The sequence below is a fragment of the Moraxella sp. K02 genome (genome assembly GCF_041154755.1).
GTDB lineage: Bacteria > Pseudomonadota > Gammaproteobacteria > Pseudomonadales > Moraxellaceae > Faucicola.
In genome coordinates this window covers 1,148,777-1,161,830 of the sequence record NZ_AP031590.1, presented here as the reverse complement: position 1 = coordinate 1,161,830, position 13,054 = coordinate 1,148,777, and the positions used below count along the sequence as shown (strand labels likewise).

The 13,054-nt window shown below is 42.3% G+C and carries 10 protein-coding genes and 1 pseudogene; 2 read left to right on the top strand and 9 right to left on the bottom strand.

Annotated features, from left to right (window positions below):
* Window positions 1–178: 178 nt before the first annotated feature.
* Window positions 179–2,047, top strand: a complete 1,869-nt coding sequence (locus ACAM39_RS05315; protein WP_369628485.1) for a SurA N-terminal domain-containing protein — start codon at window positions 179–181, stop codon at window positions 2,045–2,047.
* Between the two features lie 131 nt (window positions 2,048–2,178).
* Here the strand turns inward: ACAM39_RS05315 and fdx are convergent, their stop codons facing one another.
* From fdx to ACAM39_RS05275, 8 genes and pseudogenes are all read right to left on the bottom strand, one after another.
* Entirely contained in the window at window positions 2,179–2,517 is a 339-nt protein-coding gene (gene fdx / locus ACAM39_RS05310; protein ID WP_369628484.1) for an ISC system 2Fe-2S type ferredoxin, read from the bottom strand.
* 36 nt (window positions 2,518–2,553) lie between these two features.
* Complete coding sequence (gene hscA, locus ACAM39_RS05305) at window positions 2,554–4,506, bottom strand: Fe-S protein assembly chaperone HscA (protein WP_369628483.1); 1,953 nt, start codon at window positions 4,504–4,506, stop codon at window positions 2,554–2,556.
* A 176-nt stretch (window positions 4,507–4,682) separates the two neighbouring features.
* Window positions 4,683–5,315, bottom strand: a complete 633-nt coding sequence (locus ACAM39_RS05300) for a Fe-S protein assembly co-chaperone HscB (protein ID WP_369628482.1) — start codon at window positions 5,313–5,315, stop codon at window positions 4,683–4,685.
* Between the two features lie 50 nt (window positions 5,316–5,365).
* Window positions 5,366–5,707, bottom strand: coding sequence for an iron-sulfur cluster assembly protein IscA (gene iscA / locus ACAM39_RS05295; RefSeq protein ID WP_219620280.1), 342 nt, complete (start codon window positions 5,705–5,707; stop codon window positions 5,366–5,368).
* Window positions 5,708–5,830: 123 nt separating this feature from the next.
* Window positions 5,831–6,214 carry a Fe-S cluster assembly scaffold IscU gene (gene iscU, locus ACAM39_RS05290; protein WP_036597557.1) on the bottom strand — a complete coding sequence of 128 codons (384 nt, stop codon included), beginning with the start codon at window positions 6,212–6,214 and terminating at the stop codon, window positions 5,831–5,833.
* 97 nt (window positions 6,215–6,311) lie between these two features.
* The gene (locus tag ACAM39_RS05285) at window positions 6,312–7,529 is read right to left on the bottom strand and encodes an IscS subfamily cysteine desulfurase (RefSeq protein ID WP_101963720.1); all 1,218 of its coding nucleotides are present in this window, start codon (window positions 7,527–7,529) and stop codon (window positions 6,312–6,314) included.
* Window positions 7,530–7,708: 179 nt separating this feature from the next.
* Window positions 7,709–8,140, bottom strand: a pseudogene (locus tag ACAM39_RS05280) (Rrf2 family transcriptional regulator); the annotation flags it as partial.
* Window positions 8,141–8,383: 243 nt separating this feature from the next.
* Window positions 8,384–9,046, bottom strand: a complete 663-nt coding sequence (locus tag ACAM39_RS05275) for a hypothetical protein (RefSeq protein ID WP_369628481.1) — start codon at window positions 9,044–9,046, stop codon at window positions 8,384–8,386.
* Between the two features lie 448 nt (window positions 9,047–9,494).
* Between ACAM39_RS05275 and ACAM39_RS05270 the strand changes: the two genes are divergently transcribed.
* Window positions 9,495–9,767, top strand: coding sequence for an HU family DNA-binding protein (locus tag ACAM39_RS05270; protein WP_007116691.1), 273 nt, complete (start codon window positions 9,495–9,497; stop codon window positions 9,765–9,767).
* Between the two features lie 161 nt (window positions 9,768–9,928).
* Here the strand turns inward: ACAM39_RS05270 and ACAM39_RS05265 are convergent, their stop codons facing one another.
* A complete protein-coding gene (locus tag ACAM39_RS05265) occupies window positions 9,929–12,967 on the bottom strand; it encodes a LysM peptidoglycan-binding domain-containing protein (RefSeq protein WP_369628480.1) in 3,039 nt (1,012 codons plus the stop codon).
* Between the last annotated feature and the right edge of the window lie 87 nt (window positions 12,968–13,054).

The following is a 13,054-nucleotide window of genomic DNA, read 5'->3' as shown; positions in this document are numbered from 1 at the left end:
TTTATAAACTGTTAATAGTCTGCCTTTTTACTATTTTACTATATCTTAAAACTGTCTACCCAACTTGATGAAAGATAATGATTTTGGTGGACAGTTCCCCTATAATATCGTGTTTGATTTGATTATTTAGCCTGATTAGTTATCCTTAATAAATCCATCTAAACTGCAAGTGAGCAATATGGAATCTTTACGCAATTTTTTGAAAGGTTGGATGGGCAAAGCCTTGCTCGTTCTTTTTTTACTGCCTTTAGCCATCACGGGTTTTGAGTCAATTGTCCGTAGCGGCGATGACCCCAATGCTGTCGCCAAAGTTGCAGAGTTAAATATTGATAATGCTACCTTGCAAACCATGATTAACAATCGCCGCGAAACCTTGCTTGAGCAAGTGAATGGCGATGCAAGCCTACTTAATAGCGATAAATTACGTGAGCAGATGCTGCACAATTTGATTGACCGCTATTTGATTATCAACCAAGCCAACAAGCTTGGTTTTACAGTGTCCGATGCGACTATCACCCAAATGTTGATGGCAGAAAAAACCTTTCAAGACGCCAGCGGAAAATTTTCTAATGAGTTGTTTGCTGACTATTTAACCCGTCGCGGCATGACCAAAGAGCAATTATTTGATTCGGTTCGTCAAGACTTGTTGGTAACTGCCTTTAGCCGCGGTATCATTAATACAGGGATTTTTGCGCAAGGGAGTATTGATAAACTTATGTCAATGCTGTCTGAGTCGCGCCCTGTGCAAGTGCTGCGTTTGGACTGGCACAGCTTTGCGCCGCAGGTACAAGTGACGCCGCAAGAGATTGCAAGTTATTATCAAAAAAATCAAGCAACTCTTAAATCTAGTGACATGGTGGATTTAACTTATCTTGAACTCAATAAAAATGCCCTGCCTGTTGCTGCCCCAACGGCTCAGGAATTGCAGCAACAGTATCAAACCTATTTGAAAAATAGCAACAACCAGACCGAATACGAATTGGCAATGATTTTGATGAATGGTGATCAAGCACAAGCCACCTTAACCTCATTAAAAAGTAAACTTGATGCCAATCAAGCGGATTTTGCGGCGCTTGCCAAACAGTACTCGCAAGATGAAGGCAGTAAAAACGATGGCGGCAATATCGGTCCGATTACCCAATCGATGTTCCCCAATGATTATGACACCATCATGACCCAAATCAAGACCCTAAAAGTCGGTCAAGTCACCAGCCCCATCAAAACCAACTATGGCTATCATTTATTCAAATTGGTAAAAATCAATGGTCAAACCCCACCAACCATTGAAAGCTTGACGCCTGTATTAACCGAACAAATTATGGCGCAAAAGCGTGAAGCCGCCTATCAAGATTTGATTGGGAAAATCAACAATGACGCAGTTGCTGGCGCTACTATCACCGAGCTTGCCAATCGCTACAAATTAACCGCCAAATCGATTAAAAACTACCCTAAAACCAATAACTCCTCTGCACTGAGTCAACCTGCCATTGTAGCGGCGGCATTTGAGCCACTGGCGCTGCAAGAAGGCAGTGTGTCAGTCGGCATAGATGTCTCTGATAAAGTGGTATGGCTGCAATCAACCAATCACCGCCCCAGCAAACTCATGACACAAGCCGAAGCCGAGCCGGTTATTAAAGCCAAACTTATTGAAGAGAAAGCAAAAAGTTTAGCACTGGCAGAGGCCAATGCCATCGCTGCCAAAGTCAAACAAGCCAATTCAATTGCGGCGGCGGGTGTCCCATTCCAAGATTTGGGGATTGTGACTCGTCAAGATAGCAAACTGAGTGATGACGAGCGTGCTGTGGCATTTAGTCAACCTGCTGTTAACAATCAACTAGCGGTCATGACGCGGCCTACTATGTCGGGTGCGAGCGTGATTGTTGGCGGTGTTATCACTAATGATAACGCCCAAATCACGCCGCAAGTTAAACAACAAACTGCCCAAATCGTGCGCGAAAATATCGGTCAGTCCCAGTTTGAGGATTACTTAGCATACCTAAAATCCATCACTAAAGTCACGGTTAAACCGCAGACTGCTACGCCATAATATGCTATTAATACATATGCGCTGAATAAGTCAGCGCCTTGTTCTAGCAATAACGAGTGTTTAGCAATACGTAGCGCCATCAAAAAAGGCTTACTAATGATGATTAGTAAGCCCTTTTTTATCGGTGGGTATTAATGATTTTCAGAGGCGTGATTGATGGTATATTTTGGAATTTCAATGGTCACATCTTGATCGTCGATGATGACTTGGCAAGATAGTCTCGAATTTGGCTCTAGCCCCCAAGCGCGATCTAACAAATCAGCTTCGATATCATCCATTTCCTCCAAGCTATTAAACCCTTTTCGCACGATAACATGGCAAGTAGTACAAGCTTTTGACATATCACAAGCATGCTCAATTTTCACGCCTTTTTCTAGCAAGCCACGGCATAGATTATCGCCTTCATTGAGTTCAATCTCTGCGCCAGTGGGGCAAATTTGGTGATGCGGTAATACAGTAATTTTTGGCATAGCAATCTCTTAATTAATAGTCTTATGTATTCAAAATTAATTTGACCAATCCGCGGTTGAAGTGCCTTTCATGGTTTCATTGACCGCTTGGTTCATGATAAGTGCAGCAAAATCATCACTATGAACTTTTAGCTGCGCGCTCGCTGTTTCTAACTGGGCTTGTTCAGCACCATCAATCGCCTGTTGAACATCAGCCATCGAGGTTTGCAGCGTATTTTTCTGTTCATCTGTTAATAAAAAGCCAAATTCTGCAAGCGCGGATGCTAGCGCCAACAATTCTCGTTTTGCTTCTACCTGACTTTCAACCAAGCTACGCTGCAGTCGATCTTGCATGGCAAAATCAAAGCCTGCTTTGAGCAGTTTTTCCTGCTCATCTTCTGACAACCCGTAAGATGGCTTGACTTGAATTTGGCTTGCTTTGCCCGTTGTCAACTCTTTAGCCCAAACTGTTAACTGACCATTGGCATCAATTTGAAAAGTGACTTCGATACGCGCCAACCCTGCTTTCATCGCTGGAATGTCAGTCAGTTTAAACTGTCCTAACGAGCGATTGTCAGCCACCGTATCGCGTTCACCTTGTACCACATGGATAATCATACCATTTTGGTTATCTTGATAGGTTGTAAATACCTGTTTACGGGTCACAGGAATGGGCGTGTTACGCGGAATAATCACTTCGGTGAGACCGCCCATGGTCTCAAGCCCCAAGGATAAAGGCGTGACATCAAGCAGCAACACCGTATTTTGCTGTTGTCCGATTAATTGGTCGGCATATTTGGCGGCGCCTAACGCGACGACTTCATCGGGATTGATGCGTGACAGTGGCGGCTTATTAAACGTTTCTGCTACGATTTGCTGAATCAATGGCATTCGTGTCGAACCACCTACCAATACCACTTCATCAAGCTGGGACGTCTCAAGTCCAGCATCACGTAACACTTGCGCACAAACCGCTAATGTACGGTCAGTGACAGGCTGGATGATTTGGCGAAGATTACTTTGGGTTAACACAATATCAAAAGCTTGACCGCTGATTGAAAGCTCCGCCGTCACTTGGTCTGTTTTTGATAACTGCTCTTTAAGCGTGCGAGCCTGTACGTTTAGCAGCTGTTTTTGATGATTATCAATGCTTGATGGATTCAAACCTGTTTGTTGAATGAGCCAATTAGCAATCAAGCGGTCAATATCATCGCCACCCAGTGCGCTATTACCACCCGTTGCCAGCACTTCATACACACCGTGATTGAGCTTTAACACCGATACATCAAACGTGCCCCCGCCCAAATCATAAATAAGATGATACGCTTCGTCTTGTGCTTGGTTCAGCCCATACGCCATCGCAGCAGCCGTCGGCTCGTTTAATAAGCGAATCACATGAATGCCTGCCAATTTAGCCGCATCTTTGGTGGCTTGGCGCTGTGCTTCATCAAAATAAGCCGGCACCGTAATCACCGCCCCTACAATACTATTGTCAGGTAATGCCAATTTTGCTCGGTCATATAGATGTTTTAACAGGATACTTGATATTTCAACAGGGTTTTTGGCACCTTGTGGGGTTTGGATACTTGGCATGACGTCGACATCACCGACTAATTCATAGGGATGATTGAACTTAATATCCTTGATGCTTCGTCCCATAAACCGTTTGACCGAGCGTACTGTGTAGCTTGGCGCTTGTTCTGCCATTGCTTCAGCATGACTACCTACCAAAGTTTCTGGATTACCATTCTCATCTAAACCAAAATACACCACCGAGGGTAAAAGCTTTTGGCAATCGCTACCTTTTACCTGAGTAGCAATTTGACTGTCGTCATTGGCGTTATTGTCACTGGATTGACACTCACTAACTTTATCACCAATCACTTGTGGCTCGCCTGAACGCACTACCGCTACCAGTGAGCGCGTGGTTCCTAAATCAATTCCTAAAGCAAAACGATGCGCATGGGGCTTGGCACTTTGATTGGGTTCAGCGATTTGTAATAACGACATAAATTGGACCAATTAAAAAATAGAAAAAATAATTTGAAAATAAAACCAGCTTAGTTTATATCTTTAGCTTAGTTTGTATCTTTATAGAAAGTCAAAACGGATGGTATTATAAATTAAAAACATGATAAACCAAATAAATTAACCAATGCTAGGACGACTTACCCTTTAATCATGATTTACACATACAAATCGTCATCATTATCAAAATTCTGCTGGGCTAATTCATCGGTGGTTTTTGCCACATCTGCTTGCAGTTTAACCAAAAACTGCAGTTTTTGAATGATATCTATCGCCTGTGTGGTTAACGCATCATCATTAGCCTCACCTTCAGCTAGATTATCAATTTTTTGATAAACTTCGTCAAAAGCAAGTTGGTAATTATTTAGCCATTCGGTAAGTTTTTTGCTAAGCAAGGTAATACTTTGGCTATCAGCATCGTCTAAATCGATGCGAAATGACATGGCATCGTCTAAAAAGTCCAAATCACGAATTGGCTGATTAATAGATTGTGAAATACCTTTGAGTGCCAATAAATGTGACGCGCGAGAATCAGGGTTTTTAAGCGTATTGTAGGCTTCATTAATAATCGCAGACGCTTGCTCAGGCTTTAGTGCGGATAATTTGGCGATTGATTCACGCAAAAAACCATCGGTATTAGCAGGCAGCGAAAGGTGTTGCTCAGCTAAAGACGCATCAACATTGTTATCAGGATGGAACTTAGATTGAAGTTGGCGAAGGGTCTGCTGAAGCTTGGCGATATCAATTTGATAGTGTTGGGGTACATTCATCAACTCAAAATAATTAACCATTTTCAACTTCCCCTACCAAGCCATTACTATACTGAAAAAAATATTACAAACTAAACGGTGAAAGATTCACCACAGCCACACTCACCTTTTTGGTTAGGATTACTAAATTTAAAGCCTTCATTGAGACCTTCTTTGACAAAATCCATTTTCAAACCATTAAGATAAACTAAGCTTTTTGGATCGACAAAAACACTAACCCCGTTGCTTTCAAAACGTTGGTCATTAGGGTCTGGCTCATCGACAAATTCCAGCACATAAGCTAAGCCAGAACAACCTGCGGTACGGATACCCACACGGATACCTTCCCCATGACCACGGTTTTGCAAAAACTCGCGTACATGTTGAGCTGCATCGTTTGATAATTCAATCACTTTACTACCCCATTTACTCATGTCAATCTGCAATTACTCATGTCAATCTGCAATCATTTCAATCTTTAGGCCAGTCAATTTGAGCGACCCACACACAGTCTTATTGAGGATGAATCAATAAGACTGTTACAATCGTGAAATCAATCAAGCTTCAGCTTTGGATTTATAATCTTCAATCGCTGCTTTAATGGCGTCTTCTGCCAGCACTGAGCAGTGCACTTTAACAGGCGGCAGTGCCAACTCTTCAGCGATATCTTTGTTTTTAATCGCGCTAGCTTGATCTAGGGTTTTGCCTTTAAGCCATTCTGTAACCAATGAGCTTGAAGCAATGGCTGAACCACAGCCATAGGTTTTAAAGCGCGCATCTTCAATGATACCGTTATCACCCACTTGAATTTGCAGGCGCATCACATCGCCACAGGCTGGCGCGCCGACCATACCGGTACCGACATTTTTGGCATCTTTATCTAAGTTTCCCACATTGCGTGGGTTTTCATAATGGTCAAGCACTTTATCACTGTAGGCCATTTCATTTTCCTTTTGGCTGGTTACGTCAAACGTAACTGACTAATCTTTACTTATTAAATTGAATAAATTTTTAATACAAATTAATTGTTAATACAAATTAATGTTCGTTCCATTCCACACTATTTAAATCAACGCCTTCTTGGTACATATCCCAAAGCGGTGATAAAGCACGTAATTTTTCAACCGCGGTTCGCACCTCAGCAATCACATGGTCAATATCTTCTTCGGTAGTATAGCGACCCAAACTAAAACGAATTGAACTGTGAGCAAGCTCATCTGACAATCCAAGCGCGCGTAATACGTAGGAAGGCTCAAGCGTCGCTGATGTACAAGCAGAACCCGATGACACGGCAAAATCTTTCAATGACATCATCAACGATTCGCCTTCTACAAAGTTAAAGCTGATGTTGACGATATTTGGAATGCTGTGATTCATGTCACCATTAAGATAAATTTCATCAAGCTCTTTTAAGCCATCCCACAGGCGTTGACGCAGTTTTGTCAGTCTGGCTTCATCTTCTGCCATACGTTTGCCCGCAATGGCAAAGGCTTCACCCATCCCCACGATCTGATGCGTTGCCAAAGTACCTGAACGCATGCCACGCTCATGACCACCACCTTGCATTTGTGATTTTAGGCGCACACGTGGTTTACGGCGAACATATAAAGCACCAATACCTTTGGGACCATAAATTTTATGGGCAGAAAAACTCATCAAATCAACTTTTAATTGCGCTAAATCAATCGGGGTTTTACCGGCTGCTTGCGCCGCATCGACATGAAAAATAATACCTTTTTCACGGGTGATTTCACCAATCGCCGCAACATCTGTTAACGTGCCAAGTTCGTTGTTAACCATCATTAGGCTTACTAAAATAGTATCTTCACGAATAGCGTCTTTGACTTGGTCAACCGTGATCAGACCTGTCTTTGGCTGTGGGTCTAGATAGGTAACTTCAAAACCTTCTGTTTCTAATTCACGGCAGACGTCTAGCACGGCTTTGTGTTCAATTTTACTGGTAATGATGTGTTTGCCTTTACCACTATAAAATTGCGCCGCCCCTTTAATCGCCAAATTGTTTGACTCAGTAGCCCCTGAAGTAAACACAATTTCACGTGAATCGGCGTTGATTAATTCTGCGATTTGCTCACGAGCAGTTTCAACCGCTTCCTCAGCTTGCCAACCAAACCCATGCGAACGCGAGGCAGGATTACCAAACACACCATCAAAGGTCATGTATTTCATCATCTTTTGGGCGACTTGCTCATCAATTGGTGTGGTCGCGGCATAATCTAAATAGACTAATTTATTCATGCTAACAAATTCTCCCCAGAATTTTGTTTTAAGGTTTTGCTGTTATCAGCTAATGAATGATTGTTACTAATATTACTAACTTTAGTGGTGCTATGCTTTGCTCGTTGCGATACGGGGGCATCTGTCATCGGGTTTACCGCAGATTGATCCTTATGCTGCATATCTTCTACCATCAAAATTTGACGCTCAGAAATTTCACGGATAATTTGACGGTTGATGAGCGTATCTAGTGTCACGGTGGACAAATAGTTTTCAATTTGCTCAGACAATCCATTCCATAAATCATGGGTTAAACACATGGCGCCATCTTGGCAGTTGCCCTTACCTTCGCAAGCTCTAGCATCCACCGACTCATCAACTGCTGAAATAATGGTCATAATCGAGATTTCATTGATGGGCTTGGCAATATGATAACCGCCTGAGGCACCGCGAGTGCTCACGACCAACCCTTTTTTACGCAGCTTTGAAAACAACTGCTCAAGATAAGAAATAGAAATCTCTTGACGCTTTGCGATATCAGACAATGACACAGCCAATTCATGTTTTTGCTCTTGCAATGCCAAATCTAGCAGCGCCGTCACTGCATAGCGTCCTCGGGTTGTCAATCGCATAGTAGCCCCACTTAAGTTAAAAATTTAAATCCGTTCAAGCACAATAAGCTGTGAAAACACGTTTTATGGTTGGTATGGCTATTATATGAAAATCCGAGTCTTTTAGTCAAGATTAATTCTTACTAAAACACTCGGATTTATTTATTGCTCGGATTTATTTACTCAATCATAAACGATTTTTTATCAAAGCAATTTTTTTATCAAAGCAATTTTTTATCAAAGCCATATAGGGGGGAATGGGTGTTATTTTACCGCCCAACCAATCGCACAAATGATGAATAATACAAAAAATGCGATTGCCGCGCGTTTCATCCATTTATTTTTACTGTTTAATTCTAAAATTTGTGCTTCAAGCGCTGTTTTTTGTAGGGCTGCGGCGTTGACTTGGGTATTGAGTGCTTCGACTTGTTGTTTATAGTCAGCATCGGTTTTGATAGGTTTTTTGACTTTTGGCTGGTCTTTATCGCCTTTGACTGCTTTTGTGATGACTTGTAATAGCTGATTGATACCAATTTGATGTAAAAAAGCCTTCACCTCTGCCGTCTTTTGTGCTTCGCCGCGAATTTGTAGCTGCTCGATGGCTTTGGGCTGATTGGTAAATAAATTCTGGGCGATTTGCCAAGTAAAGCCGTTGATGGTCACGTCGACCTGCTGAGAAGGCTGTAATTGACTGTCTAACAAAATGCCGTTAACGGTAAAGGTCACATAAAAGGTGACGTTTGGGATATAAGCGTGAATACGAACGACAGTATTGGTAGTGGCTAAAGGATAGACAACCTTACGAAGATCGGCATCAAAACGTAGCAACAGGGTCAGCAAGGTTTCAATAATCACTAATACCACATTGAGCGCTGTGGTGGCTATATTGCTTGGGGCATTGGTCGAAGTTTGAAAATTATCGTTCATTAAATTTCCACAAAATTAATCAAATATGGGTTTTGTAATTTGTCGATAGTGTAGCTTTAAAAGGGTATTAATAACATTAATTATTGTAAGTCTGGTATAAAACACTGTCAGTCGCTGAGTATTAGTCAAGAAATCATTGCGAGATTGATTTTTAGCCACTTTTACTCACTATAGCTGTATATATCAAGTTTTAGCGGTTTTTGTTGAAATAAAATGTTATCGTTTGGTGTGCCAACCGCTATATTTTGCAAAAACACGTTAATCAATGCTTAATTGCACAGAAATTATGATTAAACTGCTTGTTAAGCCGCTTGAGTTTACTTATAATCGAAGCATAATTACTTATGCAACACTTGATACTCAAGGCTTTGAGCCTAATTACTTGTCAAGCGTATGCTTTGTATATATAACGTTTATTTTCATCCCTAAAAATTTGAAGGATATTCTTATGAATAAGTCAGAATTAGTTGATAGCATTGCTAAAAAAAGTGGCCTTTCTAAAGCCCAATCAACTGAAGCATTAAATGCCTTTATCGCAACGATTGGCGAAGCGATGAAAGCTAATGATACTGTATCGCTCGTTGGCTTTGGTACGTTTAGTGTCAAAGAACGCCAAGCACGTACTGGCCGTAACCCACAAACTAAAGAAGAAATCCAAATCCCAGCAAGCAAAGTCCCAAGCTTTAAAGCAGGCAAAAGTTTAAAAGATATGGTTAACTAATTAACCCTTATCTCTTTATAGCTAAAAAAGCGTATTTTTAATTAAATACGCTTTTTTATTGCCTTATAATTTCCTTACTAAGTATAAAAAATGAGTAAAAACTTAAGTAAAAAACCACTATTTTACATAGTGGTTTTTTTGTTTGACAAGATTTGGTTCATCTATCTTGGCACCGTAATGATTTGACCCACTTTTAGCGACGCCGTTGGTGACAAGTTATTTAAACTAGCCAGTTCTTTAGGGCTGATGCCAAAGCGTCCCGCCAAAGAAATTAAGCCTTCGCCTGCCTTAACTTTATAGGTTGTTGTGGTTTCTGGGATTTTGATGTTTTGACCAATCAATAACGACTCATTACCTTTTAAATTATTTAAGGCGGCAAGTTCGCTTTTGGAAACGCCATATTTTGCACTCAAGTTTGTCAGGCTATCACCAGATTTTACCTGGTAGCTTTGCGTATCACCACGGCTATATTTGCTTACTGGTTTTGACGCTGGCTTGTTATCATCCTCTGATTGGGTATCTTTGGCTGTTTTGGTCTCTTTTTTTGTTTCTTTTTTGCTCTCTGGTTTTGCAGAGTCCTGCTTGCTCATCGGTTCGCGGGTCGCTGTCACGCTAGCCACCGTACCCAATCCTGCTTGAGGAATAACCAGTTTTTGCCCTTGAATTAAATTTGCCGTCGGTTTTAGATAATTGGCTTTGGCTAAAGCTACTACCGTTAAATCAAAGTTATTGGCGACGCTACCTAAGCTATCACCTGGGCGTACCGTGTAGTTAATCGATTTGCCAGCTAGCGCATATTTGACCTTTTCAACTGTGACAGGCACGATGATGACTTGCCCTTTTTGCACACGATAATTGGTGTTAAAACCATTGATATCGGCAATGTCTTTGGGCGATACGGATAATCTATCAGCGATACCCGATAAGGTATCACCCGTCTGAACGGTATAACGACTTGATACCGGTTGCACTTCGGCTCTAGCAGGGGCAGGCTTTTGCGCTGCGGGCTGTGCTACTGGCGGCTTTGGCATTTTGTCTGGAATTAACCACAAGTTTTGGTTGGTACGCACTTGATAAGTGACTGGTAAATTATTAAATTTTGCTAACTCACTGACATTTAGATCAAACTTGTCGGCGATGCCTGTCAAGGTATCCCCCGCTTGCACGATATAGCTATTGGCTTTACGTTTTGGCGCTTCCGCTACTTTGGGTTCGATAGGCTTGGCGTTGTATAAGTAAAGTGTTGAACCTGCTAGCAAGGCAGCATTTGGGTCAATTTGGTTCCATTCAGCGATATCTCGCCAATTCACACCCATTCGACTGGCGATATTTACTAAGTTGTCGCCAGCTTTAACTTGATAGGTGCTGCGTGTGCCGCTTGGACGTTTTTTAGCAGCCGACTTGCTAACCGTGACAGCTTTGCTTTCACTGGTGGTATTGGATTTGCTCGTAGTTGCTGCTTTGCCATTTAAGCTCGACGCTTGGGTAATTTTGACCTCTTTTGGCAACACCACTGGCGGTTCTTCGTAACTGAGTTTTTTGGTTTCGCCTTTGGCTTCTAGCACAGATTGCTGGGTCTGAATGGCATTGAGCTTGATATTACCATCGGTAGGGTTAATGGCTTGCTCTACTTGTGGTGCGGTTTTTTCAATTTCTTTAGCAATCAAGTTACGCTCTTGATTGGATAAAGGCGGCTCTTGCACCACGGTGTTATTGGCAGTAACAACGGCTGAAGTGGTGGGTAATGTATTGGTAGACTGCATTTCAGCGGTCACTAATTTTTGCTCGGTTGCGGTAATCGGCGGTTCTTTGATGACCGTATTACGGCTTTGGATACTTGGCGCACTAGGAATGGGGGCGATATAAGTCGTGGTTTGGTTTTTAACCATATTATTTGCCATCGCCGCCAAGTCGCTGCTAGAGGATGGCAAGGTAACTTTTTCTTTTTTGCTATAGGCTTGCTTGGCAGCACTGATTGAATCACCCTGACGTGTGGTGGTAGTTCGGGTTTGGTTGCCAGAATTTGTCGTCGGTGTGTTATAAGTAGGCGTAGCAGTTTTAGGGGTGACATAACTATTGTTTGCCAAATAACCTTGTTGACTCATATAACCATTACCGCGTAATTGGGTGATTTTACGGTCAATTGATTCATTGAGATCATTGGGAATCAGAATACGGCTTGGGCCTGACATATCTACCGTACCTGCAATCAACGCAGGATTTAGGGCGCGCAGTTCATCGTAGCTTAGGCCTGTCAGACTGCCAATTTCATACAAGCTCACGCCAACATTGGCAGGGACACTTCTAAAATGTTGACGGTTCGCAATTGCGGGTAAATACACATTGTAGGCACTCGGATTTTTGACAATTTGCGCCACAGCCAAAAACCGAGGGACATAGTTCATCGTTTCAGTGGGTAATTTGAGCGACCAATAATCCGTGGGTAACCCACGTGCTGCATTATAATTAATCGCCGATTGGACACGGCCTGGACCGGCATTGTATGCTGCCAATGCCAACTCCCAACTCCCAAATTGGTTATACAAGGCGGTCAAAAAGTCATAAGCGGCACGGGTTGACTCAATCACATCACGACGACCATCAAAGGTACTGGTTTGATTCAACCCATAAATACGACCTGTACTTGGAATAAACTGCCATAACCCTGCAGCCGATGCGTTACTGTTGGCATTGGGATCATAAGAGCTTTCAATGACAGGCAATAATGCCAGTTCGGTTGGAATATTGCGACGTTCAGCTTCGCGCACTGTGTAGTATAAATAGCGGCTAGCACGCGCTGTTAATCGGTTTAGATAATCTTGGCGGCTAATAAACCAACTTTTCTGCGCTTCAATACGCGGATCGTACACGTTGGAGTTCATACGAAAATTGACGCGCAGCCTATCCCACAGATTACCATAGCGCTGAACCAACAAAGCGTTATTCTCTACCATGGTCATGTCGGTGGCTTCCAGCAGGCCTTCAAGCTCATCCAAACTATCCATATCCAGTAAGGCTGCATTTTCTTGTGCGCTACTCACCGTGCTTTTGCTGTGACTGGACGATCCAACCATGGGTTTACCCGCTGGACTGGTGGTGCTGGTTGGCGCACTGCTACAGGCTGCCAAAATAATAGAGGAAATAGCTAAACTTAACGGTTTGATAGTTTTTTTTGATGAATGGCTTATCGAAAGCAACATGATAATTCCTAGCTCTTTTTTGCAATTTAGATGTAGCACATATACCCATCCCATAGCGTAACACTATGAACGAATATAAGCTAAAAT